The organism is Embleya sp. NPDC025285 (genome assembly GCF_055558835.1).
Genome location: NZ_JBVHLU010000011.1, coordinates 142,200 through 168,923 on the forward strand (window position 1 = coordinate 142,200; position 26,724 = coordinate 168,923).

Annotated in this window: 21 protein-coding genes; 8 read left to right on the top strand and 13 right to left on the bottom strand. The window is 69.9% G+C overall.

What is annotated here, in order from left to right:
- Positions 1-26: 26 nt before the first annotated feature.
- Positions 27-1,376 (bottom strand): lysine N(6)-hydroxylase/L-ornithine N(5)-oxygenase family protein, encoded by a 1,350-nt coding sequence (locus tag ACZ4FV_RS10090; protein WP_395863697.1) that lies wholly within the window; start codon positions 1,374-1,376, stop codon positions 27-29.
- A 376-nt stretch (positions 1,377-1,752) separates the two neighbouring features.
- Here ACZ4FV_RS10090 and ACZ4FV_RS10095 point away from each other — a divergent pair, with 376 nt between their 5' ends.
- Positions 1,753-2,397, top strand: a complete 645-nt coding sequence (locus ACZ4FV_RS10095) for an FMN-binding negative transcriptional regulator (protein ID WP_395863695.1) — start codon at positions 1,753-1,755, stop codon at positions 2,395-2,397.
- A 182-nt stretch (positions 2,398-2,579) separates the two neighbouring features.
- On the opposite strand, the gene ACZ4FV_RS10100 is transcribed toward ACZ4FV_RS10095, so the two are convergent.
- Positions 2,580-3,269 (bottom strand): LmbU family transcriptional regulator, encoded by a 690-nt coding sequence (locus ACZ4FV_RS10100; protein WP_402233113.1) that lies wholly within the window; start codon positions 3,267-3,269, stop codon positions 2,580-2,582.
- A 1,571-nt stretch (positions 3,270-4,840) separates the two neighbouring features.
- Between ACZ4FV_RS10100 and ddaH the strand changes: the two genes are divergently transcribed.
- From ddaH to ACZ4FV_RS10115, 3 genes are all read left to right on the top strand, one after another.
- Complete coding sequence (ddaH, locus tag ACZ4FV_RS10105) at positions 4,841-5,686, top strand: dimethylargininase (protein WP_465322363.1); 846 nt, start codon at positions 4,841-4,843, stop codon at positions 5,684-5,686.
- Positions 5,687-6,684: 998 nt separating this feature from the next.
- Positions 6,685-7,245, top strand: a complete 561-nt coding sequence (locus ACZ4FV_RS10110; RefSeq protein ID WP_395863689.1) for a sigma-70 family RNA polymerase sigma factor — start codon at positions 6,685-6,687, stop codon at positions 7,243-7,245.
- On the top strand, positions 7,242-8,117 hold the full coding sequence (locus ACZ4FV_RS10115) for an anti-sigma factor family protein (RefSeq protein ID WP_465322365.1): 876 nt from the start codon (positions 7,242-7,244) through the stop codon (positions 8,115-8,117). Before ACZ4FV_RS10110 ends, ACZ4FV_RS10115 begins: the two co-directional genes overlap by 4 nt.
- Before the next feature lie 144 nt (positions 8,118-8,261).
- On the opposite strand, the gene ACZ4FV_RS10120 is transcribed toward ACZ4FV_RS10115, so the two are convergent.
- Both ACZ4FV_RS10120 and ACZ4FV_RS10125 read right to left on the bottom strand, forming a co-directional pair.
- Positions 8,262-8,870, bottom strand: a complete 609-nt coding sequence (locus ACZ4FV_RS10120) for a hypothetical protein (protein ID WP_395863685.1) — start codon at positions 8,868-8,870, stop codon at positions 8,262-8,264.
- 281 nt (positions 8,871-9,151) lie between these two features.
- Positions 9,152-9,886, bottom strand: a complete 735-nt coding sequence (locus tag ACZ4FV_RS10125; RefSeq protein WP_395863683.1) for a helix-turn-helix domain-containing protein — start codon at positions 9,884-9,886, stop codon at positions 9,152-9,154.
- Between the two features lie 176 nt (positions 9,887-10,062).
- On the opposite strand from ACZ4FV_RS10125, the gene ACZ4FV_RS10130 reads away from it, so the two are divergent.
- The 4 genes from ACZ4FV_RS10130 (at position 10,063) to ACZ4FV_RS10145 (ending at position 15,987) form a co-directional block, all read left to right on the top strand.
- Positions 10,063-11,373 carry a zinc-binding dehydrogenase gene (locus ACZ4FV_RS10130; protein WP_395863681.1) on the top strand — a complete coding sequence of 437 codons (1,311 nt, stop codon included), beginning with the start codon at positions 10,063-10,065 and terminating at the stop codon, positions 11,371-11,373.
- 57 nt (positions 11,374-11,430) lie between these two features.
- Positions 11,431-12,888 carry an APC family permease gene (locus ACZ4FV_RS10135; protein ID WP_465322368.1) on the top strand — a complete coding sequence of 486 codons (1,458 nt, stop codon included), beginning with the start codon at positions 11,431-11,433 and terminating at the stop codon, positions 12,886-12,888.
- A 338-nt stretch (positions 12,889-13,226) separates the two neighbouring features.
- Positions 13,227-14,933: a Cys-Gln thioester bond-forming surface protein gene (locus ACZ4FV_RS10140; RefSeq protein ID WP_465322369.1), complete on the top strand. Its 1,707-nt coding sequence runs from the start codon at positions 13,227-13,229 to the stop codon at positions 14,931-14,933.
- A gap of 658 nt (positions 14,934-15,591) precedes the next feature.
- Entirely contained in the window at positions 15,592-15,987 is a 396-nt protein-coding gene (locus ACZ4FV_RS10145; RefSeq protein WP_402233123.1) for a RidA family protein, read from the top strand.
- A gap of 135 nt (positions 15,988-16,122) precedes the next feature.
- On the opposite strand, the gene ACZ4FV_RS10150 is transcribed toward ACZ4FV_RS10145, so the two are convergent.
- The 9 genes from ACZ4FV_RS10150 to ACZ4FV_RS10190 all read right to left on the bottom strand — a co-directional run.
- Entirely contained in the window at positions 16,123-16,974 is an 852-nt protein-coding gene (locus tag ACZ4FV_RS10150; protein ID WP_395863673.1) for a fumarylacetoacetate hydrolase family protein, read from the bottom strand.
- Positions 16,975-17,026: 52 nt separating this feature from the next.
- The gene (locus ACZ4FV_RS10155; RefSeq protein WP_402233126.1) at positions 17,027-18,088 is read right to left on the bottom strand and encodes a hydroxyacid dehydrogenase; all 1,062 of its coding nucleotides are present in this window, start codon (positions 18,086-18,088) and stop codon (positions 17,027-17,029) included.
- Positions 18,072-19,091: a dihydrodipicolinate synthase family protein gene (locus ACZ4FV_RS10160; protein ID WP_402233304.1), complete on the bottom strand. Its 1,020-nt coding sequence runs from the start codon at positions 19,089-19,091 to the stop codon at positions 18,072-18,074. Before ACZ4FV_RS10160 ends, ACZ4FV_RS10155 begins: the two co-directional genes overlap by 17 nt.
- A 123-nt stretch (positions 19,092-19,214) precedes the next feature.
- On the bottom strand, positions 19,215-20,288 hold the full coding sequence (locus ACZ4FV_RS10165) for an NAD-dependent epimerase/dehydratase family protein (protein WP_465322372.1): 1,074 nt from the start codon (positions 20,286-20,288) through the stop codon (positions 19,215-19,217).
- Positions 20,289-20,297: 9 nt separating this feature from the next.
- A complete protein-coding gene (locus ACZ4FV_RS10170; RefSeq protein ID WP_406294872.1) occupies positions 20,298-21,260 on the bottom strand; it encodes a carbohydrate ABC transporter permease in 963 nt (320 codons plus the stop codon).
- A gap of 2 nt (positions 21,261-21,262) precedes the next feature.
- On the bottom strand, positions 21,263-22,168 hold the full coding sequence (locus ACZ4FV_RS10175) for a carbohydrate ABC transporter permease (protein ID WP_395863665.1): 906 nt from the start codon (positions 22,166-22,168) through the stop codon (positions 21,263-21,265).
- 130 nt (positions 22,169-22,298) lie between these two features.
- The gene (locus tag ACZ4FV_RS10180) at positions 22,299-23,558 is read right to left on the bottom strand and encodes an ABC transporter substrate-binding protein (RefSeq protein ID WP_402233130.1); all 1,260 of its coding nucleotides are present in this window, start codon (positions 23,556-23,558) and stop codon (positions 22,299-22,301) included.
- 156 nt (positions 23,559-23,714) lie between these two features.
- The gene (locus ACZ4FV_RS10185; protein ID WP_395863662.1) at positions 23,715-25,007 is read right to left on the bottom strand and encodes a Gfo/Idh/MocA family protein; all 1,293 of its coding nucleotides are present in this window, start codon (positions 25,005-25,007) and stop codon (positions 23,715-23,717) included.
- Between the two features lie 83 nt (positions 25,008-25,090).
- Positions 25,091-26,724: peptidase C14 (locus ACZ4FV_RS10190; protein ID WP_465322374.1), on the bottom strand; the 1,634-nt coding region annotated here is incomplete at its 5' end.

Below are 26,724 nucleotides of genomic sequence, written 5' to 3' on the forward strand. Positions count from 1 at the left end.
GACGGGCCGCTCGTCGGGTGGAGGGGTCACCCGGTCTCCCCGGCGACCACCGACGGAAGTGGCGGTTCCGGTTCCGGCTCGGGGCGCCGGCTCATGATGGATTCGGCGATCTCACCGCTGCGGACCGCGATGTTCGACAGCAGTGACGACGTCAGCCCGTGGGTGTGTTCGGTGCCGCCCTGGAGGTAGATGCCACAGGCCAGTTCGGGCGTGGTGACCAGCCGGTAGTCCCGAGTCACCCGGTATCGGCCGGTCTCGTCGCGCAGGCAGTGCCGGTCCAGGTCGCCGAGCAGCGTGGTCGGCTCCATGGCGTCGTAGCCGGTGGCGAACACGATCGCGTCCACGTCCAGTTCCCGGGACTCGTCGGCCGGCAGCGACAGCAGCGACACCCGCGTCTCGTCACCGGCCCGCTTGACCTGGTCGACCCGGGTCAGGTTGAGGAAGTGCAACCGCCGGAGGCCACGCACCTCTTCGTCGTACGAACGCCGGTACAGGTCACGGATCACCTCGTCGTCGACCACCGAGTAGTTGGTGTTCCGGTGGTAGTGCCAGAACGCCTCTCTGGAGCGGTCCGTCCCGAAGTAGTAGGTGTCCACCGCGCCCGGGTCGAAGATCTGGTTCGCGAAGGGGGTGTCGTCCGCGACGCAGTAGCCGTAGGACGGGATGATCGAGAACACCTGCGCGTCCGGCAGCTCGTCGTAGAGGAACCGGGTGATCTCGGCCGCGCTCTGCCCCGCGCCGACCACCGCCACCGACCTCAGGTCGGACGGCTTCATCCGGCTGTACTTCTCCAGGAACTCCGAGCTGTGCCAGACCCGTTCGTCGCGCAGCACGCCCTTGGGCATGCGCGGTACCAGGCCGGTCGAGATGGCCACGTTGCGCGCGTCGACCACCCTGGTCGCGGAGCCGCTGCGGATCTCGAGTTGCACATGGTCGGCCGCGGCCCCGGCCTTCGCCGCCGCCGGCACCCGGATCCCGGTGACCTCCGAGCCGTAGCGAACCCGGTCGGTGAAGCCGGTCGCGGCCCATTCCAGGTACTGGTGGAACTCCTGGCGGGTCGGAAAGAAATCCTGATTGTTGACGAACTGTGCGAGCCGGTCCGAGGCGTGCAGATACGACACGAAGCTGAATCGCGACACCGGATTGCGGAAGGTCGCCAGATCCTTCATGAAGGAGATCTGCATGGTCGTCGCGGGCAACAGCATATTGCGGTGCCAGCCGAACGCGGGCTGTCGCTCGAAGAACATCGCCGCCGGCTCGGCCCGATCACCCGGTGCCTCGGCTCGATACTCGTCCAAGGCAATGGCCAGCGACAGATTGGACGGGCCGAATCCGATGCCCACCACGTCGTAGATTTCGCGTGCAAAAGTGCCCATAGAAAACTCTCCCGCTAGCGTGGCGGCGACAGGGACTTCCGTATCTTCGACGAGTCGTCACGGAACCGACAGAAAACGCCGGTCGTGGATTCGGGATGGAATTCGTCGAACGTGCCCTATGATCCCATATCTCTCGACCGGCCGTCCGGGAGAAACGCATTCGGTATTGCGCCGGGGGGCACCGCAGCTTCAACTTAAGGGGGCCGGGCACGCCTTTCAAGGGCTCGGTCCGCAATACAGCCGGGTACGCCGTCCTGCCGACGGGACAACACTTCGGTCCGACCGTCGACGCGACCGTGCCCGCGCGCGCCCGGACCGCCGGCTTCCTCGCGTGGAGCCGTGCGCCGCACCAGGTCACCGAAAGGGTGAGTTCCGCATGTTCGTTCCCAAGCAGTATCGCGAACCGGACGGTTCGTGGATGGTCGAGCTGATCCGCAGAAATCCATTGGCACTCCTGGTGCTGAACGGCACCGCCACGGACGGCCCTTTCGCCACGCATCTGCCGATCATTCCCGACCCGGAGATGACCGACGAATGGACCGATGACCTGTCCGGCGCGACATTGCTGGGCCACATGAACCGGGCGAATCCGCATTGGGGCGCGCTGACCACCGGCGACACCGTGCTGCTGACCTTCACCGGCCCGCACGCGTACGTCTCGCCGACCGTGTACGAGACCACCCCGGCCGCGCCCACCTGGAATTTCACCTCCGTGCACGTCCGCGGCACGGTAGACAAGATCGATTCGCTGGAGGAGACCCTCGGCGTCGTGCAATCCACCGTGCGGGCCTTCGAGGACGAGTTCGGCAACGCGTGGGACATGTCCGAGTCGGTCGACTACTTCCGCAAGATCGTGCCCGCCGTGGGCGCGTTCCGGATCCGGGTCTCCCGGGCCGACGGCATGTTCAAGCTCAGCCAGGAGCAACCGGCCGAGATACGCGACCGGGTGCTGCGCTCGTTCGACGGGCGCGAGTGCACCCGGCATCGCGAGACGGCCGCGATGATGAGCCGGTTGCCCTGACCCGGACGAAACCACGCCGATGGGCCCGCGCTCGGTCGTGAGCACGGGCCCCGAGGTCGCCACCGACCGAGTCGCCCCGAGCCACTCGGATCCTGCGATGGCGCCCTACCGCACGCCGATGCCGGCGTACTCCCTACCGCCCTACCGCCTTGCCGCCTCACCGCTTCGGCACCGCCGAAGCGTCACACGCTCACACCGGCCTGCTCCTGGACGTCCTCCAGGACCCGCTCGGCGGCGTGGTCGAGCGTGGCGAGCACCCATTGCTCGAAGTCGATCCCCGATTGTTCCGCGGCCTTGTGCCACCAGCGGATGCGATCACCGGGCACCGCGAGCCGGCGCGTCACCTCGGTTTGACGACCGTCGCGCACTTCGTCCGCCCGCGCATCTCGGATAGCGTTGCGCAACTGCTTGGTGGTCCACTTCATCTGTTCGGCACGGTCCAGCCACAGTTCCTGTTCGGCAACGGGAAGCGAGGCCAACTCCGCATGATGCTGAAAACTCAGAGCCGACCGCCTGCGATCGAATTCGAATCGTCGCGATACCCACGCATAATTCCTTAGCGTCTGATAGCTTAATCCCGCGGCACGTATCCCTCGTTGATACAGGTCTGTGTAATGGTCCTTTCCATACACAAGCCAGTCGCCGAGCCACCACGAAGAGGAATCCAAGATTCCGGAAAGCTTGCGTCCGGCCTGCTCCCAGTCCTCGAAGGTGATATCTGCAGGTATTTGCAGACCCACTTTCGTCGTGAGCAGACGGCCGCAATGCGGATTCTCTCCGGCGACCCTTCGCGGTCGGGCCACAATCCCGGGACCCGAACGAAGTTGTGTATCCCTTGCACTTTCGTGACTTCTGGTTTGATTCGCCACCATGCCTCCATGTGAGTGCACGCTCGAACAAGCGAATTTTGCGCCATTCGCTGCTGCTACTGCGCAGCTCGTTGCCACGGGGGTATGCCAGACATATCCGATATGCATTCGATCGTCCACCGTGCCCGCACGGCCGACTCCGCCGATCTCCCTCGGATCACTCCCGGTCGGGCGATCGGCGACACGGACTTCGGAAGCGCGCGGCGATACCGCACGACCATCGCGGTCGCACAGCCGGACAAGGTCGACATATGTACGAATGTGCGCATCAACGACTCGCCCCGTTCGCCTCTTTACAGATCCCCGTTGGCGTTGCGGCTGTCGGCGTCACACCCTGCCGACACCTGAAGATCCACATTCAAAGTGGTTCTCTTCGAAGGCCTACCCGAGTAGATCCCAGCAACTGCCGGAAATCAAGGAATCGGCCGCTAATTGTTTCGGAGCGACACCGAGCGCAACCGCTCGGTAGTCGGCCCCGCCATTCCGACACCGGCGAGAAATAACCGTCCAACCATGTCGTGCCCTCGACCGGCCACGGAAAAGAGCCTACACACCGGCGGTGTCGGTCCCTGTTCCGGTCGGGGTTCGAGTCGGCCGGGTTTCACGGGGGCGGTCACTATAGAGGTATTCATCTGTTCCGGCTCGGCTACTCACGCGTCTTGACGCCGTCCTAACGGCATGGATAGCCGGAAGCCACCGCGCATTCATAGCGAAGCCGGGCTCGGAATACCTCCGGCCATCCGGATGGATTTCACCAGGACCCGCTCTGCGCCCGGATCGGCAACCCGTCGCGGCGCGGCGAGCGCTGCGATTCGGCCACGCGGGATCGGGGTGGATGGGTGCTCCGGAGCAGGGTCGAGAGCCGGCGGTTCGATGCTGTGAGGTTGAGTCCGACTACGTTCCGGCATCCTTCTCGGCGGGTTCGGGGGCGGCGGGCGGTTCGTGCGGGTGGCCCGTTCGCCGGAGTCGCCCGGCCGCCGGCGGCGCGTGCGCCACGCGATCGAACATCCGATGCGCCGGCGTGGGCACCACCGAGCCGGGTCGATCCCGCGCAGCCTCGACTCCCCCGATCCCGGGGCCGGTTCGCGGGCTGCCCCGGCGACGGCCGCGGGCAGCACTCGAGCCGTCGCGGTCGGAGACCGGCGGCGGCGCGAGGCGATCGGCCGACGCGGGTACCTCCCCGCCCCTCCACCCCGGCGGCCGGCGCGAGCTCATACCTCGGGTGGTCGATTTGCCGCGTGGGTTCGATCCCGCGATGCTCGCCGGGCAATTGCATCCGCGCCGGGCATCGGAATCGTTGGCATTACGCGGGACCGGCGCACCGGAAATTGCGATTATCGATCGCCAGTGATGAATATCTATGGCGCTCTCGTGGCACCGGGAGGTCGGCGCTGCTGTCCCGTCGACGGGACGAGACGCGCCCACACCTCGTGCTAGCTTCGGTCGGCGGCAATCCCGCTCGTTGTCGGCCTGCGCGCATCATGCGCACGCCGTTTTTCGCCCGGTGGAACGCACCGTTTCGCACCGGAATTGATTTCGCCCCGGACACAACCACGGAGAACAAGGGAATCAAGGTGGCCCAGACAAACGTTGAACAAATATCGAACAACAACCGTACGGCTCGGTCGCGACGTTTCCTGATGTGCCGGCCGACCTATTTCGACGTCACCTATGCGATCAATCCGTGGATGGATCCGAGTGTGCCCACCTCGGCGGACACCGGCCTGGCCCAGTGGAAGCAGCTCCACGACGCCTACGTGGCACTCGGACACGACGTCGCGCTGATCGAGCCGGTGCCCGGACTGCCCGACATGGTGTTCGCGGCCAACGGCGCGACCGTCATCGACGGCAAGGTGCTCGTCGCGCGATTCCGCCACGCGCAGCGCGCCGACGAAGCCCCGGCATACCTCGACTGGTTCCGCACCGCCGGCTGGTCGCAGGTGCACCAGGCCGAGTACATCAACGAGGGCGAGGGCGACTTCCTGTACACCGGAAGCGAAATCCTGGCCGGCTGCGGCTTCCGCAGCGACCTGCGCGCGCACGACGAGGCCCGCGAGTTCTTCGGCATCCCGGTGGTCGGCCTGACCCTGGTCGACCCGCGCTTCTACCACCTGGACACCGCGCTCGCGGTGCTCGGGCCGGGCGAGATCATGTACTACCCCAAGGCGTTCGCCCCGGACAGCCAACGCCTGCTGGCCGAGCGATTCCCGGACGCGATCCTGGCCGATGAACCCACCGCCGCCGTCTTCGGGCTCAACGCGCTGTCCGACGGGCGACACGTACTCATGCCGGAGCGGGCCGTCGAGCTCGCCGGCTCGCAACTGCGCGAGCGCGGCTTCGTCCCGATCGGAATCGACCTCACCGAACTGCTCAAGGCCGGCGGCAACGCCAAGTGCTGCACGCTCGAACTGCGCGGCTGAGCAAGCCGGCGGCGCGCGGGCGCGGTGCCGGTGCCGCGGGGTCGCCGCGCGGGAACTGCGCACGCCCGGCGGACGGTTCGTCCGGGTTGAGTCCCGTCGACGGGACACCCTTCGTCGGTGCCGGTACCGACGGGCCGCCCGGCCGGGCATCGTCGCGAAGGCACCTGTGCCCGGCTTTCCGCGATTCGCCGAATTCCCCGCGAGGAGGCGCACCCACGACGCCGGGCTCCCGTTCACCGTTCACCGTATTCCAGGCGGAGGGTATGCTCGGGCTCGGTCGAAAACGGCTACCCGGGACGCGGATCGAGAACTCGATCGGCGCCCGACCCGGCCCGATCCGCGCACGGGTCCACCGAATACCCGTATCGGCGCCCGGGCGAAGCCGATTGCCGGTCCCCATCCATGGACCGCCACCGCAAGAATCCCGCACGCGCGTGCGTCCTCCCGGCTTCGGCGCGGAGAACCTCCGTCGAGGAAACGTCGGCATCGGGAAACCGAGCACTCCGGGAATCCCCGGAATGCCGCCCCCCGAATGTCGCGCACCGGAATCCTGGGACCCCCGGAATCCGAGGCTCACAGAATCCGACGGTGGTGGGATCCGCCACCCGGATCAACCACGCCGCACCGATACCCGACTTATGACGGGCACGGACGACCCTGGTCACGTCCGGCTGCCGCGCGTGATCGCCCTTGCCACCCTCCGCGGACCCTCGGCATCCGAGCGGCCCGCCACGCCAGGTGGGCTCACCGAACCGGCGGGCCCACCCAGGGCATGTCCCTCAGTCCCCACCGCATCCGAAATCTCATCCAACACGTTGGATGGAGGAATTGACTCCATCCTGTCCCCGCGAGCAGGCGAACAGTGCGAAATCGGTGCCGACCGGACCCACACCGACCACCCGGTCCCCGGTCCGGGCCGAACGAGCCACACGAGCCCCCTAGGGTGTTGCCTGTTTCGGGATACGGATCTCGTCTACGGGGTGAGGAGGCCGGTCGGGGTGTCCGATGTGGACGTACCGGGTTCGAGCCCGTCGGGTTCCGACCCGCCGGGCTCCGACGAGGAGACCAAGTTCGTCACGATGCTCTATCGCGAGTACTCGCGGCCGTTGCTCGCGGTCGTCTCGCGGCTGAACGGCGGCGATCGCCAGCGCGCCGAGGACAGTGTGCAGGAGGTGCTGGTCCGGGCCTGGCGCAACCGCGCGAAGCTGGATCCCGCCGCGCCGCTGCTGCCGTGGCTGGTCACCGTCGCCCGCCGACTCGTCATCGACGAACAGCGGGCCCGCGCGGCCCGACCGCCGGAGGTCGGCGACGAGCCGTTGGCCGCGCTGCCCACCGGCGACGAGGTCGATCGCCTGCTGCGTTCGGTGGTGGTCGGGGACGCGTTGGACGCCCTCTCCACATCGCACCGGGAAATTTTGATCGAAACGTTCTTCCGCGACCGTACTGTCAATCAGGCGGCCGACGTACTCGGCATCCCGGCGGGTACGGCGAAGTCGCGCGTGTACTACGCGCTGCGCGCCCTGCGGGTCGTCCTGGAGGAGAGGGGGGTGTCGGCATGAGCGTCCAACCCGAACACGCGGATATCGCCGCGTATGCCCTCGGCCTGCTGGAGCCGGCGGACCGGGACGCGTTCGAGGAGCACCTGGCCACGTGCGACCGGTGTCTCGACGAGCTGGCCGACTTCTCCGGCATGGCCACGCTGCTGACCGAGCTGCGCGACGAGGGTGTGTACGAACTACCGGAGCCGCGCGATCGGCCCGAACCGTCCGCGCCGGCCGCGGCCGCACCGCCGGCGCACGCCGCGCGGGCACCCGGACCGGACCTGACGCCGGTTTCGGAACCGACCGGTAGTCCGGTGACGGCTCCGCCCGCGGCACCCACCGCCGCGCCGACCGTCGCTCCGGCCGCCGGGTCCGGCCCCGTGGACGAATTGGCCGCGCGTCGAGCCGCCCGGCGCGGACCCCGATGGTCCCTGCTGGTCGCCGCGTGCGTCGCCCTGCTCGTGATCGGCCTGGGCGCGGGCGTGCTCACCGGGCGGACCTGGCTCAAGGACGACTCGTCCACCTCGGCACAGGAGCTGCCGTTCGACCCGATCAAGGCCATCACCAAGAACGGCACGAGCGTTCGGGCGAGCGATCCGACCACCGGCGCGGCCGCACAGGTCGCGCTGGAGGGCAAGGCCTGGGGCACCAACCTCGCGCTCGAACTGCGGAACGTGCGCGGTCCGCTGCGGTGTTCGCTGATCGCGGTGGACAAGAACGGCAAGGAGCAGCAGATCTCGAGCTGGAGCGTACCGGCCAAGGGCTACGGCGTGCCGGGCTCGGAGGCGCCGCTGGTGGTGCAGACCGGCATCTGGACGCCCAAGGAGCAACTCGCCCGTTTCGACGTGCGCACCTCGGACGGCGGGACGTTGGTCAGCGTGCCCGTGTAGTTCGGGCGGCACGTGCGGGACGTGCGGGAGCACAAGCGGTGGGCGCGCCCGGGTGACCGGGTGACCGGGTGAGCCGGAACGAACCCCGGTCCTGATGCCTCGTCGAATCCGACGAGACATCAGGACCGTTCGGTTCGGGGCGGGTTACGCGAAGCGGCCTTGCAGCAGCCAGACCCCGGGGGCACCGGGGTCGGCGACCGGGTCGCCGAGCAGGCCCCAGAATCGCTCCACCACCGCGGCACGCGGCACGTCGGCCACGTCCATTCCTTCCGGGAAGACCGAGCTGAGCGCCTCGAGCACTTCGCCGATGCGTTTGCGGCGCATGCCGATCAGCCGGGTGATGTCCGGCAGTTGGGTCTTCCAGCGGCCCACCACGGCCTCGGCGAGCAGGGTCTCCAGTTCCGGGCCCACCCCGGACACCTCGGCGAGGTCGCGCATCGACAGGCCGAGCGCGCGGACCAGGAAGCCGGTCCGCTCCTCGTCGGCCCGCCACTTGTTCGCCCGTTCGAGTCGGGTGTAGCCGAGCTCCTTCATCCGGACCCGCTTGGCGAGCTCGGCGCGGGTGAGGCCGGCCGCGATCCGGTGGTCCTGGAGGTTGGTCGGTCGGCCGCCCATGAGTTGGCTCACGGGAACGACCAAGGACTTGGCGAGGGCGAGCAGTTCGGCTTCGTTCGGGCGCTCCGTACCGGCTTCCCACTGGGCCACGGTCGACGGCAGTACCCGCAGCTCGTACGAAGCCAATGTCGCGGCCACACGCTCGCAGGTTAGCGCCATCACCCCCCGGGCAGAGGCGGCTGCGGACGGCGAGAACGCCGGTCGGACATCGAGGTCATTGGGGTCGGTCACGCGGCAAGCATAGAAACCCCCGGCGGCGGCGTGACGCCGACGTCGATGTGGAATCGGGCGAAGTGGCCCACATCCGACGGACATCGGAGCCGCTCGCGGTCCCCACCGGTCGGACAGTCGGCCACACCGGGTCCGCACCCGGTCGACACCGGTCGGCAACCGGTCGGCAACCGGTCGGCAACCGGTGATTAACGGTGCGGTCGCAGCTTCGTCACGTGTCGCGGCAGCGCCGGCGCGATCGACCACAACACCTCGGCCTCGATCTCGCCCGGATTCGTCCATCCGTGTTCCAGCCGCGCGGAGAACGTGGTCGAGTCGCCCGCTCCCAGGTGTCGCACGGTGCCGTCGACGGTCAGTTCCAGGCTGCCGCGGACCATGTACGCGAACACCGTCTCGGCCTCCAGCGTGTACGCGCCGCCGGAACCGCCGCCAGGGCTCAGCACGGTACGCATCACCTGCACATGGGTCTCGTCCGCCGGGGTCAGCAGGAACTCCTCGATCCCGATGCCGCCCATCTCCAGCGGCGCACCGATGCCGCTGCGCACCACGTCCTGGTCGGGATAGTCGAACAGGGCGGCGATGCTCGTGCCGACCGCGTCGCAGATGCGCAGCAGGGTCGGTACCGACACCGATGCCTTGCCGCGCTCGGCCAGGCTCAGGAAGCCCTTGGTCACGCCGGCGGCGCCGGCCACCTGGACCAGAGTCAGCCCCTGTGCCAGGCGCAGTTCGCGCAGCCGCGGGCCGACCCGGGACATCCGGCTGGAGGTGTCCCTGCCGGTCTCCTTGGCGGTGTCACCGCCGGCATCGCCGGAAGTGTCCCCGGGGGTGGCCGGCGCGGGCTCGGCTTCGGGCTCGGAGCCGGGCGGGCGGCTCGGGTCTTCACCGCGATGTTCACCGGGCTCTTCTCCGGAATGTGCTGGCACGCGCGACACGCTACCCGCCCTCCCCCGCTTCCTCGCACCGATCGCGGCCCGCCGGGCGGTCCATAAAGGTTCGGATTCACCCCGCTCGGGGGTCTTTACGCCGAGAGTTTACTCCTGTAAAACCTTGACGAAAGTTTAGCGCCACTAAACGCGATCCCGTCCAGCCTGGAGCAGTCATGCGCACCATCCCCTCGCCGGCACCCGCCGACCGCGTCCGCGGCGTGGTCCTGCGCCCCGGCAACGACCTCACCATGACCGACCTCGTCCTGGCCCCGCCCGGCTCGGGCGAGGTCGAGGTCGCGGTGGTCGCGGCCGGCGTGTGCCACTCGGATCTGCACGTGGTGCGCGGCGAGTGGGACGTGCCGATGCCGGTCGTGCTGGGTCACGAGGGTTCCGGTGTGGTGACCGCGCTCGGTCCGGACACCGAGGACTCGGGCCTGGCCGTCGGCGACCACGTGGTGCTGTCCTGGGTGCCCGCCTGCGGCGCCTGCCGGTACTGCCTCGCCGGTCGCCCCGCCGCGTGCTCCCTGGTCGCGGAAGTGGTCGCGCCCCGGGGCGTCCTGTACGACGGCACCAGTCGGCTGAGCTCGACCGACGGCGAAGAACTGCACCACTACCTCGGCGTGTCCTCGTTCGCCGATCGCGTGGTGGTCCCGGTCTCCGGCGCGATCAAGGTCCGCAAGGACGCGCCGCTGGACGCGCTGGCCCTGGTCGGCTGCGCCATCGCGACCGGCGTGGGCGCGGTCCGCAACACCGCGGGCGTCGAGGCCGGCGCGACGGTCGCGGTGATCGGCTGCGGCGGTGTGGGCCTGTCCTGCGTCCAGGGCGCCCGACTCTCCGGCGCGGGCCGGATCGTCGCGGTGGACGTGGTCGCGGACAAGCTCGACCTGGCCCGCAAGCTGGGCGCGACCGACACGATCGACGCGAGCGCGGTCGACCCGGTGGCGGCGCTGCGCGCGTTGGTCCCCGAGGGCTTGGACTACGTGTTCGACGCGATCGGCAAGATCGCCACCACCGAGCAGGCCATCGCCGCACTCGGCCAGGGCGGCGCGGCGGTGATCGTCGGCCTCCCGCCGACCGGCAGCACCGCCCGGTTCGACCCGCTCGCACTGGCCGAGGCCGATCAGCGCATCCTCGGCTCGAACTACGGCTCGGTGGTCCCCCATCGCGACATCCCGATCCTGGTCGACCTCGTGGTCGGCGGCTTTCTGGACGTCGAGTCGATGATCTCCGCGCGGCGCCCGCTGGAGGAGGCCGGGGACGCGCTCGCGGAGCTCAACGAGGGCCGCGCGCTTCGCCAACTGTTGCTCACCGGCCACCGACCGACGGCGTACGAACCGGGCGAACCGGGCGTAGCCGCCGTCGAATCGGCCGCCTACGACTCGGCCGCATACGACGCGTACACGGCGTACACCGCGCCCCGGTCCGTCTCCGGACCGGGCACCCACACCCCGTCCGCGTACGACCCCACCAAGCGCGAGGGCTGACCGATGACTACTCTCACCCCAGGCAATTCGGCCGGAAAGTCCGGAAAGGCAGCAAGCGTGCCCACATCCGCAGCCTCGTCCGGCGCCCCCTCCTCCGGTGCCGCGGCCCCCGGCGGGGCCGACAGCGGCCTGGCCCGACGCAGTGTGACCAGCTTCGAGGTGGGCGCGCAGAGCGTGGCCAACGTCGCGCCGAGCGCGGTCATCGCGTTCGCCCCCGCGAGCATGGCCGCGTCCGCCGGCAACGGCGCGTGGTTCTCCTTCTTCCTGGCCATGGCCGCGGTGCTGGCGATCGCGTACTGCATCTGCGTGTTCGCCCGCCGCCGGGCAGGCACCGGCTCGCTGTACGCGTTCACCCGGCTCTCGCTCGGACCGTCCGGCGCGTTCGTGACCGGCTGGGCGCTGTTGATCGGCGCGGTGTGCATCGGCTCCGGCTCGCTGGCCGGCGCCGGCTACTACACCGGTCGCGCGCTCGACGGGATCGGTGTGGGCGCGTTCACGGGTGTGGCCGGTCAGGTACTACTGGACGTGCTCCTCGCCGCGATCGCGGTCCGGCTGACCATCGCGAGCGTGCGCACCGCCGCGCGCGTGGCGGCGACGCTGGAGGTGGTCTCGATCGTGCTGGTCGTGGTCGTGCTCCTCGCGGTGTTCTTCAAGAGCGGCAACGACCTGTTCGACACCGATCAACTCACCCTGAGCGGCAGCACGCTCGACGGCGTGGTGTTCGCGGTGGTCCTGGGCGTGCTCGGCTTCGTCGGCTTCGAGGGCGCGGCCTCGCTGGGCGCGGAGGCGACCGACCCGTACAAGGCGATCCCACGCGCGGTGATGGGCAGCGCGCTGCTGGCCGGGCTGTTGTACATGTTCGCCACCTACGCCCAGGTGGTCGGCTTCGGCGGTCCGGACGGCCTGGTGGCCAGTGCCGACCCGATGGACGAACTGGCCGGACTCTCCGGGCTCGGCTTCCTGAAGTTCTTCCTGCACGCGGGCTTCGCGGCCTCGTTCCTGGCGGTGGTGATGGCCTGTGTCACGGTCGCGGCCCGGCTGCTGTTCGGCATGGCCAGGGAGGGTGTCGTCCCGGCGCGCCTGGGCCGGGCGCACCCGACCCACAAGACCCCGTCCGCCGCGATCCGGGTGGTCACGCCGTTCGTCGCGATCCCGACCGTGGCGGTGATCCTGGCCGGCACCGACGGCCTGGACGCGACCACCTACATCGACACGATCGGCGTCTTCGGCTACATGCTGTCGTACGTGCTGGTCTGCCTCGCCGCACCGCTGTTCGTCCGCAAGACCGGCGCCCGAGCCTTGGCGATCACCTGGGTCCTGGGCCTGATCGGCGCGGCGGCGATGGTCTACGTCTTCTACCGCAACCTGTGGCCGGTCCCGGAGTCCCCGCTCAACGTGCTGCCGTACGTCTTCGTCGGCGCGCTGGTGGTGGGCATCGCCGGCTACGCGATCCTGCGCCGGCGAGACCCGCAACGCGCCGCCCACGCAGGCACCTTCGCCGACGACGCGACCTGACCCCGCCCCAACCGCCCGCCGCCTCCCCGCACCGGGGAGTCGGCGGCTTCGCGTCTCTCGCGGCGCGCACCGGCCTCGGGTCGAGCCGGCGTCGCCCGCCGGAGTCGGCGTGCCACCGGCCGCCCTCATCCGGCATCGAATCCGGCAAATGGCGAGAAATGGTTTTTCGCGGTATCGCGGTGGGTCGGGTGAATTTCGATTTGTGGGCGGATTTCCCCGGACGTGAATTGACTAAACTTCGGGTTACCACGATTCTTGCGTTCGGCGGCCCAGGGGTGGGGACCCCGGTGACAGACCCGGGCAGCGGGGGCCGCCTTTCATGAGGAGTCGTTTCTTTCATGTTCAGGACCCAGCGGGGTATATCCCGCGTGGCTTCGGCGTTCGCCGCCACAGGTATGGCCGCGGTCGCGGTCGTCGGCCTGGCGCCTTCCGCGCACGCCGACACCGACAGCACCAAGCTCCGATTCCGGGGCCACGTGGACGACACGGAGGGCTCGGTGCGCCTGAAGGGCCACCCCTTCGGCGTGCAGACCGAGTTGATGATTCTCAGCCAGGAGCGCCGGGGGACGCCCGAGGTCCTGGTCTACTGCATCGACCTGGACACCACGGTCCGCGACGACGCCGAGTACCGCGAGGGCACCTGGGGGGAGTCCTGGCTCAACGACACGGCCAAGGTCGCGAAGATCAACTGGGTGCTGAACAACTCGTACCCGAAGACGTCCGACCTCAACGCGCTGGCCAAGACCGCGGGTCTGCCGCTGCACGAGCGCAAGGGCAAGAAGTTCTACGACCTCGACGCCGCGGAGGCCGTCGCGGCCACCCAGGCGGCGATCTGGCACTACAGCAACGGTGTCGACGCGAGCAGCAGCAACGGCGAGGACGTCAACGCGCTCTACGCGTACCTGACCGGCCCGGCCAACAAGGGTGAGTCCGCCGAGCCCGGTGCCTCGCTCGAGCTGTCGCCGACCACCAGGTCCGGCAACGACAGCGACACTCCGGGCGTCGGCCCGATCACCGTCAAGACGTCCGGGACCGACCCGGTCGCGGTCAAGCTCGACGGCACCGTCCCGGCCGGCGCCTCGCTGGTGGGCAAGGACGGCAAGCCGATCGACTCGGCCGCCAACGGCACCGAGCTCTACGTCAAGGCGCCCAAGACGCCGGGCGAGGCCAAGATCTCGGCAACCACCAAGGCCGGCATCAACATCGGCCGGGTCTTCCTGGGCAAGAACCGCAAGCACACCCAGACCCTGATCACCGCGGGCTCGCAGCCGTTCTCGGCCAGTGCCTCGGCCCAGGTCAAGTGGAGCCACAAGCCGGTTCCGGTCCCCTCGTCGACGTACAAGGAGGACTGCGTCCAGGGCGGCGTCACGGTCACGCTGAAGAACACCGGTGACGGACCGGCCGACTTCAAGGTCAACGGCACGACGGTGACCGTGCCGCCGAGCTCGACCAGGACGCAGTTCGTCAAGGTCGCCGAGGACACGGCCTACACGATCACGGTGTCCGGCCCGGGCAACTACGCGGCGACGTACACGGGCAAGCTCGACTGCGTCGAGACGCCGACCGTCCCGCCGACGACCGCGCCGCCGACGACCCTGCCGCCGGTCGCCACCACGACGCCGAGCACGCCCAAGCCGCCGACCTCGAGCGCGCCGGCGACGTCCGCCGCGCCGACCACCTCGGCGCCGGCGACCACGTCCGCCCCGCCGACGACTTCGGCGCCGGCCACCAGTTCGGCCCCGACCACCCCGTCCGCTCCCGCGAGCCCGTCCGCCCCCGCGACCACCTCGGCGCCCCCGGCCACCAGCGCGCAGCCGACCGGCAGTGCGGGGCCGACCAAGCCGATCGTCGAGCCCGGCACCGACGACCCGGCGGTTGTCGTGCCCTGGCTCCCGGTCGCTCCCGCGGGCAATGGGAAGGACCTCGCCAAGACCGGTGGCGACGACTCCTACACCGGCATGATCGCCGGCGCGGCCGCCGCGCTGCTGCTGGCCGGCGGAGGTGCGATCTACTTCAACCGTCGCCGCGCTCGCCACGAGGTCTGACGCCGTCGAGGCGGACCACCGCACGAACGCCGAACCGGGTGGGATCACCGAGTGATCCCACCCGACCACGAGGGCCCCGCCGCATGGCGGGGCCCTCGCCGTTTCCATCCGCGATTCCCGTGCGTATTTCCGCGAATGCAATCCGTGCTTTGTCGACAGCACGATTCATTTCCCTGACCGCACCGGGGCGGCCCGATAATCCGAGAGAACTCGACCGGTACACGCTGTGACGATTCCCTGTCGCCGTTGCCGTAATGCCCGGATATCGCCGGGCCGCCGGATCGCCCGGTCTGCGGCATGGGCAAAAGGCCGGGCCGCGAAACCCGGGTCGGCGGCCCGTCGCGAGGTTGGCACCGCCGGTGCGGTCGATCACCGTGCCGGTCATGAAGCCGTTGCCGACGAACAGCCGCATCACGGCCGCGACTTCGTCGCCCCGGCCGACTCGACCGACCGGCGTGGCGGCGCCGACGTCGGTGAAGAGCTCGGCGCCGGCCTCGCTCGGTATCGCCCCCCACCACGGGGTTGGGCCGTTCCCCGGACGCGGATGGGGAACATCCGGTTCGCGGCGCCGCACCGATGATCGAGACGTCCTTCGGGAATGATCAGCCGCGTCGACGACCTGTACTCGACGACCGTTCGCTTCGGAGGGACCCCGACCATGTCACACCGCATCATCAACCCCGACGGCCTGCACGACCCGGTGCACTTCGGCTACAGCCATGTGGCCGTGGCATCCGGGGAACTCGTCTTCGTCGCCGGGCAGTACGCGTCGGACGCCGACGGCCATGTGACCACCGACGACTTCGCCGAGCAGGTCGAGGAGTCGTTCGCCAATCTGCGCACGGCGCTGGCGGCCGTCGGCCTGGACCTGAGCCACATCGTCCAGCTGCGCACGCATATCGTCGACCACGATTCCGACAAGCTGGCCATTCTGGGCAAGGCGATCGGCGAGATCTGGGGCTCCGTCCCGCCGACCCAGACGCTCAGCGGCGTCGCCGCGCTGGCCCTGCCCGAGATGTTGTTCGAGGTCGACGCGGTCGCCGTACGCCACTGACCGCCGCCACGCCCCGAGGCGCCGGCCGGGCGGACCCGACCCGGCCGGCGCGAGCGGCCCGCTCTCGGCGACCGCCGTCCGTCGGACCTGTGCCGTCTGCCGGACGTGCGCCGTCCGGCAGACCCGGGCCCTCCGTCAGGCCTGCACCAGGTGCGACCGCTGCCGCCCCAGCCGGTCGATCTCCATCTCCATCACATCGCCCTCCGCCAGGTACGGGAAGCGCCCGGACAGCGCGACGCCCTGCGGCGTCCCGGTGTTGACGATGTCGCCCGGTTCCAGCACGAGGTACTGCGACAGGTGGTGGATCAGGTACGCGACGCCGAAGATCATGTCGGCCGTCGTCGAGTCCTGCCGGCTCTCGCCGCCGACCCACGAACGCAGTCCGAGCGTCTGCGGGTCGGGAACCTCGTCGGTGGTCACCAGCCACGGGCCGAGCGGGTTGAACGTCTCGCAGTTCTTGCCCTTGGACCACTGTCCGCCGGACTGCTCCAACTGGAAGGCGCGTTCGGACACGTCGTTGCTGATCGTGTAGCCCGCGACGTGCGCCAACGCGTCCTTCGGCGACGCGAGGTATCGCGCCTGCCGCCCGATCACGACGGCGAGTTCGACCTCCCAGTCGGTCTTGACCGCGCCGCGCGGGATCAACACGTCGTCGTAGGGCCCGGTCAGGGTGTGCGGCGTCTTGTAGAACAGGATCGGCGTGCTCGGCGGCTCGGCGCCGGATTCGGCCGCGTGTGCCGCGTAGTTCTGGCCGATGCACAGGATCGCGCCGGGGGCGGCCACCGGCGCGCCGACCCGCAGGCCCGCGACGTCGATCTCCGGCAGCGTGCCCGCCGCCGCGGCCTCACGGACCCGCTCGACGCCGTCGGAGGCGAAGAACGCCCCGTCGATGTCGACGGTCAGCCGGCTCAGGTCGAAGTGGCGGCCGTCGGCGGCGAACAGCACGGGGCGTTCGTTGCCGGGTTCGCCTACGCGCATCAGGCGCACGGTGATCTCTCCAGGTACGTGAAGGTGTCGATGGTGGAACTGCGAAGGAGGTTCAGCCGACGCGGGTGAGCGCTTCGGGGCCGACCTCGTGGGCGAGCGGACGGCCCGTCAGATAGCGCTCCACCTCGTCGAGGACGATGTCGCCCTGGCGTCGGCGACACTCGACCGTACCGGCGGCCCGATGCGGCGTCAGCAGCACATTGGGCAGCGCCCGGAACGCGTGGTCCACGGGCAGCGGCTCCGCGTCGTAGACGTCCAGCGCGGCCTCGATCCGGCCGGTGCGCAACTCCGCGAGCAGGGCCCGCTCGTCGACCAGCCACGAGCGCGCGGTGTTCACCAGGCCCGCACCGTCCGCGAGCAGGGCCAACTCGCGGGCCCCGATCAGGTGCCGCGTCGCCGGCAGCGACGGGGCGTGCAGCGCGACGATGCGACTGGTGGTCAGGAGCCGGTCCAGCTCGACGAGTTCGACTCCCAGATCGGCCGCGTCGGCGGCGCTCAGGGTGGGGTCGGCGACCTGGACCCGGGCGCCGAGCGCCCGAGTCACCTCGATGTACGCGCGACCGGTCCGGGACGCGCCGACCACGCCGATCCGGGCGCCGAGCACCTCGTGCCGGGCCGGTGCGATCGAGGCCGTCTCCCACTCGCGTCCACCGCGCAACGCGTGGTCGTAACGATGGGTTTGATGCAGCAGCGCGAGGGTGAAGGCCAGCGCCACCTCGGCTACGGACCGGGCCATGCCCTGGCCGGCCTGCGTCACCCGCACCCCGCGCGCGAACGCGTCCGCGCCCACCACCGGCGTGATCGCCGCGCCGGTGTGCGCCAACAGCCCGACCCGGGGCGCCGCCGCGAGCAACTCGCCGGTCAGTCGGGGCATTCCCCACGACGACACCACGACGTCGGCGATCCCGAAGGCCGCGCGCAGCGTCTCGACATCGGTGGGATCGTCCACCGGCACGAGGTCGGCCGGCGCCCGCAGCCGCTCGGCCGGCCCACCCGGACCGGCCGGGTCGGCCGCGCCGAAGAACTCCGCGCGCAGCCCGGGCGGCACGGCCAGCGCGACCACGGCGCGATCGGGCCGCACACCGGCCGGGCCCGGACTAGGCGAGCCAGGCATCGAGGTGCTCCGCCACGAACGCGTCGTCGGTCAGCCACGGATAGGCATTCGACACCCGCTCGATCTCCTCCGCCTGTCCCGGCGACAGCGCCTCCGCCGGATCCAGGCACCACGTGCCGGCCAACAGGCCCTGGCGCCGGAGCACCTCGTGCACACCCGCGATGCAGCCGCGGAAGCCGCCGCGCACGTCGAACACCGCCGAGTTCGCGTCGGTCAACTCCGGTGCCTGACCAAGCAGGTCGACCATCAATCGGTGATCGCCCGCGCGGGCGCGGCGGACCCGGTCGAGCAGCGTGACCGCGGTCGACGTCCAGACCGCCCACTGGCCGAGCAGGCCACCGGCGAACCAGCGCGGCCGGTCGCCGGCCCGATACGGGGTGAGCAGGTCGGTGATGATCGCGTCGTCGTTGCCGGTGTACAGCGCGACCTCGCCCGCCCGGTCGGCGTCGGCCACCGCCGAGAGCACGTCCGAGGTGCGGTAGCGGTCGAACGGCGCGATCTTGATCGCGGCCACACTCGGGATGTCCGCGAACGCGCGCCAGAACCCGGGGGTCAGGAACCGCCCGCCCACCGCGTCCTGGAGGTAGAACCCGATCACCGGCAGCACCTCGCCGACCGCGCGGGCCCGGTCCAGCAGCCCCTGTTCGTCCGCACCGGGTACGGCGGGGCTGAGCAGCACCGCGTCGTAGCCGAGCGACGCGGCGAGTTCGGCCTCGGCCACCGCCTGCGCGGTGTACCCACAGGCTCCGGCCACCCGTACCACCGGGCGGCCCGCCTCGCGCGCGACCGTCTCGGCGGCCAGTTCCAACACCGGCCGCAGCAGCCCGACCTCGGGCCTGCGGATCTCGAACTGCGTGGTGTGCACGCCGACCGCGATCCCGCCCGCACCGGAGCCGAGGTAGTACCGGGTCAGCGCCCGCTGCCGGCGCTCGTCGAACCGTCCCTCGGCGTCCAGCGCGAGCGGATGCGCGGGGATCACGGTGCCTTCGAGCAACAACTCGATCGGTGAGAGCGGCGATCCGGCCGAACCGGCCGCGCCGGCCGAATCGATCGAACCGGCCGGGTCGACCGGATCCACCGCGCCGATCGAACCCGGGTAATCCGTTGCGGAGTTGATCACGATGCCTCAGAACTTTCCGTCGCGGACCTGGAACTTGGTGGCCTTGCCGGACAGCGGATACCCGCGCCGGATCCAGTCCGCCTGCCAGGCCACGAGTGTGCGCAGGGGGACCTCGGGATAGCCGAACAACTCGTGGCACAGACTCGCGTCGGACAACAGCGCGCTGCCCGACTCGGCGCCGGTCACGATCGCCTCCCGACCGAACTCGGCACCGAACAGCGTCGCCAGGCGCCGTACGGACGCGGTCTCGGGACCGGTCAGGTTCACCGTGAACGGCGTCGCCGCGTGCCCGAGCGAACGCAACGCGACCTCGTTGGCGTAACCCTGCCACACCACGTTGGCCTGACCCGTCGTCACATCCACCGGCTGGCCCGCGTACACCGCCGCCGCGATGTCGGCGAGCACGCCATAGCGCAGGTCCACCGCGTAGTTGAGCCGGATGAGCGCGACCCGGGTGCCGCGCGTGGTCGCGGCGTGGGTGAACACCCGCTCGCGGCCCAGGCAGGACATCGCGTACTCGCCGACCGGCCCGACCGGGTCGCTCTCCACGCTGCCGCCGAAACCCGCGGCCACCAGCGGATACACATTGCCGGTGGAGAACGCGGCGATCCGCGCGGTCGGGTAGCGGCGCGCGATCCGGTCCGGTAGCGCGGCGTTGACCGCCCACGCGTGCTCGGGGGCGCCGGCCGAGCCGAACTTGGCGCCGACCATGAACACCACGTTGCCCGCGTCCGGCAGTTCGGCCGGGTCGCCGGTCATCAGGTCGAACGCGACGGTTCGCACACCGTCGGCCTCCAACGCCTCGGCCGCGGCGCGGTCCGACCAACGCGAGACCGCGTACACGCGCACCTCGCCGCGCCCGCCCGCGTCCAGCGCGCGGCGGGCCAACCGGCACAGGCTCGGGCCCATCTTGCCGCCCGCGCCGAGCACGACCAGGTCGCCCTCCAGATCGGCCAGGTCCGCGATCAGTGCCGCGGACGGGGTCGCGAGGAGTTCCTCCAACGCGGCCTCGCCGTCCGGGAACGCGAGCCCGGTGGGCGTGCCTTTCGCTTCGGCCACAGCTACAGCCACCTCATTCATGACGCGAGATCAGCCCTTGATTCCGGTTGCCGCCACGCCTTCGGTGACGTAGCGCTGGCCCACGAGGTAGGCCATGAAGATGGGGACGAACGCGACCACGGAACCCGCGAGGACCACGTTCAGCGGCACGTTCTGTTGTTGCAGCGAGGCGATGCCGACGGTCAGCGTGCGCATGTCCGTGCTCTGACCGACGATCAACGGCCACAGGAAGTCGTTCCAGTGCCACAGGAAGACGAACGTGCCCAGGGTGGCCAGGATCGGCTTGATCAGCGGCAGCACGATCCGGACGAAGATCTGGAACTCCGAGGCGCCGTCGATCTTGGCCGCCTCGAACAGCTCGTCCGGCAGTCCCTGGATGAACTGCCGCATCAGGAACACCGCTTGCGCGTTGGCCAGCGAGGGCAGGATCAGACCCCAGTAGGTGTCGACGCCGTTCATCTTCGCGATCAGGACGAACGTCGGGATCATCGTCACGTGGTAGGGGACCATGACCATCGACAGGAACGACCAGAACATCGCCTCGCGGCCGGGGAATCGCTTCTTGGCGAACGCGTAGCCGGCCAGCGCGGACAGCAGCAGCGTGCCGAGCACGCCGACGATCGAGTAGATGAGCGTGTTGATCAGCCACTGGGGGACGTCCTGCGAACCGAGGACGTCGCTGTACGCGCTGGTGGTCAGGTTCCACGGCAGCAGGCTGCCCGGGAACTCGACCGCGCCGGAGGGCTTCAGGGACAACACGACCATCGCGTAGAACGGGAAGATCGTGGCCAGCGCGACCACGCCGAGCAGCAGGCCGCGCAGCACCTTGCCGCGCCGGGTACCGCGCATCGCGTACGGCACGGTGTCCTGCTCGCGGCGGGGACCGGAGCGGTCGCGGCGGCGCAAACGCAGGCGGGCGCCCGCCGGTTCGCTCTTCGCCGCGGCGACCGGCGGCGGCGTGATCTCGGCGACCTCGTGGGTGTCGAGGGACATGGTCACTTCTCCTTCCCGATCACCAGGCGCTGGATGATCGCCACGATGAGCGTCAGCACGAACAGGGCCAGGCCGATCGCGCTGGCGTAGCCGAGATCGAAGTACTTGAAGCCGGCGTCGTAGAGCTGGAACACCAGCGTGTAGCTGGCGTTCGCCGGGCCGCCGCCGGTCATCACGTACACCGCGTCGAAGACCTGGAAGCTGGCGGTGGTCTCGATCACGGCGAGGAAGAACAGCGCGGGCTTCAGGCTCGGCGCGATGATGTAGCGGAAGCGCTGCCAGGGACCGGCGCCGTCGGTGAGCGCGGCCTCCTCCAGTTCACGGGGCACGTTCTGCAGACTGGCCAGCAGGATCAGCATGCCGTAGCCGAACCGCGACCAGATGCCCACGATCGCCAGCGCCGGCACCACAAACACGTCGTCGGCCAGCCAGGATCCGGTGTGTCCGCCGATCCAACCCATCACCGTGGACCACGGTCCGTCGGTGGAGAAGATCCAGATGAAGACGGTGGAGGCGAGCACCAGGCTGGTGACCACCGGCAGGAAGAAGATCGAGCGGAACAGCTTCGACCCGCGGAACGCGCGCCGGGTCAGCAGCGCGAGCCCGAGCGCGGCGATGATCGTGCCGGGCACGGTGATCACCGTGTAGAGCACGGTCACCCTGAGCGAGGACCAGAAGACCGGGTCGTCCCACAGGCGGGTGAAGTTGTCCAGGCCGGTGAACTTCGGCGAGTCCATCAGCGAGTAGTCGGTGAAGCCGAGCAGCACGCCGGCGATGCTGGGGCCGAACCGGAACAGCACGAACAGCACGAAGGCGGGCAGGACGAACAGCAGCCCGATTCGGGCCTCGCGGCGGGCGTGCGGCCCGCGTCGGCGGAGCCTGCGGGGTTGTTCCGCGACTGCGGCCACGGGGACCTCCTTGGGCTGAGGAACGGATGAGGGAACGGATGGGAGCGGATCCAGCTCGGATGGCGGGAGGGAACAGGCGCGGGTGAAGGGGTGGGCGGCCCGGACGCGGGGCCGGGCCGCCCGGCCGGGGTCAGCGCGCGAGCAGCGCGTTCGCCGCCTTGGCCGCGTCGTTGAGCGCGTCCTTGGGGCTCTTGTTGCCGATCAGCGCGGCCTGGATCTCCGGCGCGAGCACGCCCATCACGTCCCGCGACTTCTCCTTGAGCGGGCCGGCGCTCATCACGTCGAGCGTCTTGGCCACGTCGGCCTGGAGCTTGTCCCCGGGGTAGGGATCGGCGGCCGAGGTGCGGGCCGGGAAGTAGCCGTTGGACTTGACCAGCGCGAGGCTGTTCTCCGGCTTGGCGACGAAGGAGATCCACTTGCCGGCGGCGTCCTTGTTGGCGCCCTTGAGCATCGCGAACGAGCCGACCGTGCCGTACCCGGCGGACTTGACGTCCTTGAGCGGCGGCAGCACGACCGTGTTCTCCTTGCCCCAGAACTTCTCCACGTCGGCCGGGGTGTTCTGCCACGTGCAGGCGACCTTGCCCTTGGCCACCGGGGTCTGCTCCAGCTTGGGCGTGGTGGTGACCTGGTCCTTGTCCGTATAGCCCTTGTCCACCAGGGTCTTGAGGAAGCTCAGCGCCTTGACGCCGGCCTCGGAGTTGAACGCGACCGACTTGCCGTCGGCGGCGAACACGTCACCGCCCGCCTGCCACAACATCGGGTACCAGGTCAGGTTCAGCGTCTGCTGGGTGTCGCCGCTGTAGCTGGTCGCCTGGTAGCCCTTGTCCTTGAGCTTCGGCGCCAGGTTGAGCAGGTCGTCCCAGGTGGCCGGGTAGTTCGTCTCGCCGACCGCGGCGAACACCCGCTTGTCGCAGATCAGCGGGTTGGCGCTGGTCAGCAGCGGGGTCGCCATCGGCTTGCCCTCCACGCTCACCGAATCCAGCGCGGCCTTGCGGTAGTCGGCCTTGTCGGCGGCGGGCATGTACTCGTCCGCGGGCACCAGGCTGCGCTGGTACTTGGGCAGTTGGTCGGGCACCAGGTAGACCACGTCCGGGCCCTTGTTCGCGGCGATCGCGGTGGCCAGCGCGGTGTCGCGGTTGGCCCACGGGTAGGTCTCGACCTTGACCTTGTAGCCGGGGTTGGCCTTGCTGAACGCGTCGCTGAGGCCGGCCCAGTACTCCTTGTTCTTCGCCTCGTCGGCGATCACCGGATACATCCAGGTGGTGATCGACTTGCCGCCCGAGCCGGGGCCGGAGGAGCCGCCGCACGCGGCGAGGCTCACGGTGAGGGCGGTGGCGAGCACCGGGAGGGCGATCGCGCGGACGGTACGCGGACGGATGCTTCTTCTCATGGGGGTCGCGTCTCCTGACAGCGGGGTTTGACGGGGTGTCAGTTCAAGGACCGAGGCGGTGGCCCGACCGCTCGCCCCCCGCCGGCAGGCGGCGGGGGCGGGACGGCTCGAGCGGCCGGACCGACTCGGGGGTTGCTCAACCGAACGGGGGGTCGCTCAACTCGCGGGTACGGTCTCGGTGTTGCCGCCGTGTCGGGAGCGTTCGACGGCGAACGCGGCGAGGTGGCTGCCGAGCGAGTCGACGCCGTTGGAACGGATGTGGGCGTGGTCGCCGGTGGCCAGCGCAGTGACGAACGCGTCGATCAGCGCGGTGTCGCCGCCGCCGTGTCCGTCCGCCGCGTTCGACCCGGAGGCTCCCGCGTCGTGGGTGACCACCCGGTCGTCGGCGAAGGTGTGCACGGTGACCTGCTCGCCGTCGCCGCGCAACCAGCCGTGGCTGCCGAAGATCCGCACCTGGCGGTGCGTCTGCTCGGTGAACGCGGTCATCGTGAAGGTCGCGGTGATCCCGCCGGACAACTGCATCGCCACCACCTGGTGGTCCACCACGTCGTTGTCGCAGTGGTAGACGCAGCGCCCGTACGGGCCTTCGCGCAGCGCCCGGACCAACTCGGCCTGATCCCGCGGCCCGTGCGCGGCGTCGGTGACGTGGTTGATCGGCCACGCGTCGCCGGTCTTGCGCAGCGCCGGGAAGTAGAGCTTGGGCCCCGAGTACGGGCAGTCGGGTTCGACCGCGCAGTCCAGGCAGTTGCGGGCCGATCCGGCCGGCGCGTTCTCCGGCTTGAAGTGCGCGAGCCCGCCGAAGCTTGCCACCGTCTCGATCCGGGAGCCGGTGACGTACCCGATCCAGTCCAGGTCGTGCGAGGACTTGGCCAGGATCATCGGCGAGGAGTCCGCCTCCCGGCTCCACGGGCCGCGCACGTACGAGTGCGCGTAGTGCCACCAGCCGACCGGCTCCAGCAGGTCCAGGCTCACGATCGAGCCGAGCACACCGGAGTCCAGGACGCCCTTCACCAAGTCGGTGTAGGGCGTGTAGCGCAGCACGTGGCACACCGCGAACGGGACGCCGGCCGCGGCGACACCCTCGATGATCCGCCGGCAGTCCGCCTCGGTGGCGGCCATCGGCTTCTCGGTGAGGATCGCGTAGCCGGCCCCGGCCAGTGCCAGGATCGGCTCCACGTGTTCGCGGTCCTGGGTGGCCACGATCACCGCGTCCGCGATCCGTTCCTCGAGCAGTGCACGCCAGTCCTCGAACTGCACGCTCGCGCCGGAGGCTTCCCGGGCGGAGGCGCGCGGGTCGGCCACGGCGACCAGTTCGGCGCGGTCGGGGTGCCGATGGATCCAATCGGTGTAGGTCAGGCCTCGGTTGCCCGCACCGACCAGGGCGACCCGTACGGGTCGGTCGGTGATGGCCGGTCGGCCGGTGTTCATGGTCGAACTGGGGGAGGTCATGGTGCTTCCCGTGGTGCGAGGGTGTTGCGGATACGACGGTGGCCGCGCGTACGAGCGTGCCGCGGGCCCGGGGTGACGGCGGGTCAGAGGAGCTGGTTGCCGGCGGTGTGCGCGACGCGCGGGCCCTCGTCGGGCAGTGCGGTACGCGTGACGCCGTCCTCGACGCAGCCGCCGTGCAGCAGCGCGCTGTTGCCGCCGAAGGCCGCGCCGGCGAGTTCGAGCCGACCGCCGGTGAACGTGCTGCCCGCCGCGCGATAGCGGTTGGGTCCGTCGGTGACCAGCACGTGTGCGGTGGCCGGGTCGGCGGCGGTGGACACGCAGCCGTCCAACTGCCAGGAGACGGTGCGGGCACCGCCGGTGCGCGACAGCAGCGCGCGGGTCGCGTTGGTGCCGCCGAGCCGGGTCCGCGCCAGCGCCACACTCTGGTCTCCGGTGCCCGCGAACCGCAGGCCGCTGTCCCGCAGTTCGCCGCCGGACACGCTCAGCGCGGGGCCGGTCACCGTGGTCGGCGCGGCGGTCGGCGTGCCCACCAGCGTGCAGTCGGTGAGCACGAGCCGCCCGGCGTTCTTCAGGCTCGCGTTGTCCAGGCCCTTGAGGGTGACCCGGTGCAGATGCAGTTCGCCGCTCACATTGGCCTGGGTGATCTCGGCGTCCTTGCCGAGCGTGAACGTCGAGTCGGCGATCACGTTGGCGCGCTGCGAACGGTTGGACGCCTGCGACACGATCAGCGGCCCGGAGGCGGTGCAGCCGCGGATCTGCACGCCGTCGGCGTTGACCCACAACATCCCGGAGCCGGCCAGCGCCGGCTTGCCGATCACCTGCATGTCCTCCAGGGTCAGGTCGGTGATCTTGACCCGGGCCACGAACCACGAGCACACGTGCTTGCGCACGGTGATGCGCTTGGCCACCGAGCCCCACGCGGCACCGGAGTTGGCGAAGGTCATCAGACCCGAGTTGCCGGTGTAGACGAGGTCGTGCTCGAACTGACCGTGCGTCACGAACGGGCCCTGGTCGTCGCCGTCGCCGTGACAGTTGGTCACGTAGCAGTAGGCGGACGCGGTCAGGTCGTTGAGGTGCCGGCTGTTCGCGACGTGGCAGTCCTCGACGTGCCCGTACAGGCAGTAGATCTGCTGGGTGAGGTAGCCCGCGCCGCCCCACGTGACGCTGGCCGGGTTCTTCAGCGAGCACGCCCGGGTGCGGTAGTGGGTGCACCAGCGGCGCATCACCACCGGCCAGAACGTGCCGACCGCGTCCACGTGTTCGACGTCGCAGTGGATCGTGTACTCGTAGGCGATCGGGTGCGACCCGGTGTACTGGTCGCCGTCCTGGATGCCCTGGAAGACCATGTTGCGCACGTGCGCGCGGTCCACCGGCTCGATCCGGGTCCAGGTGAAGGTACGGCCGGCGGCGAGGTCCCAGCCGATCTTGTAGCCGACCCGGATGTGCGTCGCGTCCACGAGCTGGGTGATCTCGACCAGGCGCTGCACCTCCTGCTCGTACTTGCCCTTGCCCGGCTCCGGGTCGATGGTGACCGCCCACCAGTCGCCGACCTTGAAGGCCGCGCTGTCCGGTACCTCGAAGACGTCCGCCAGGTCGGGCATCGGCTGGGACAGCTTGGCCTTGACCACCGTGTCGGTGACCTTGCCCTTGAAGTACAGGACCGCGCCGAACGGGTTGTCGTGGGTGTTCTTCTCGATGCCGGTGGTGCGGACGGTGT

Excerpts from the sequence above, each read along its gene's own strand:
- ACZ4FV_RS10090 (WP_395863697.1), bottom strand. The coding sequence starts at position 1,376 with ATGGGCACTTTTGCACGCGAAATCTACGACGTGGTGGGCATCGGATTC.
- ACZ4FV_RS10095 (WP_395863695.1), top strand. The coding sequence starts at position 1,753 with ATGTTCGTTCCCAAGCAGTATCGCGAACCGGACGGTTCGTGGATGGTC.
- ACZ4FV_RS10100 (WP_402233113.1), bottom strand. The coding sequence starts at position 3,269 with ATGGTGGCGAATCAAACCAGAAGTCACGAAAGTGCAAGGGATACACAA.
- ACZ4FV_RS10115 (WP_465322365.1), top strand. The coding sequence starts at position 7,242 with ATGAGCGTCCAACCCGAACACGCGGATATCGCCGCGTATGCCCTCGGC.
- ACZ4FV_RS10130 (WP_395863681.1), top strand. The coding sequence starts at position 10,063 with ATGCGCACCATCCCCTCGCCGGCACCCGCCGACCGCGTCCGCGGCGTG.
- ACZ4FV_RS10140 (WP_465322369.1), top strand. The coding sequence starts at position 13,227 with ATGTTCAGGACCCAGCGGGGTATATCCCGCGTGGCTTCGGCGTTCGCC.
- ACZ4FV_RS10145 (WP_402233123.1), top strand. The coding sequence starts at position 15,592 with ATGTCACACCGCATCATCAACCCCGACGGCCTGCACGACCCGGTGCAC.
- ACZ4FV_RS10155 (WP_402233126.1), bottom strand. The coding sequence starts at position 18,088 with ATGCCTGGCTCGCCTAGTCCGGGCCCGGCCGGTGTGCGGCCCGATCGC.
- ACZ4FV_RS10165 (WP_465322372.1), bottom strand. The coding sequence starts at position 20,288 with ATGAATGAGGTGGCTGTAGCTGTGGCCGAAGCGAAAGGCACGCCCACC.
- ACZ4FV_RS10170 (WP_406294872.1), bottom strand. The coding sequence starts at position 21,260 with ATGTCCCTCGACACCCACGAGGTCGCCGAGATCACGCCGCCGCCGGTC.
- ACZ4FV_RS10180 (WP_402233130.1), bottom strand. The coding sequence starts at position 23,558 with ATGAGAAGAAGCATCCGTCCGCGTACCGTCCGCGCGATCGCCCTCCCG.
- ACZ4FV_RS10185 (WP_395863662.1), bottom strand. The coding sequence starts at position 25,007 with ATGACCTCCCCCAGTTCGACCATGAACACCGGCCGACCGGCCATCACC.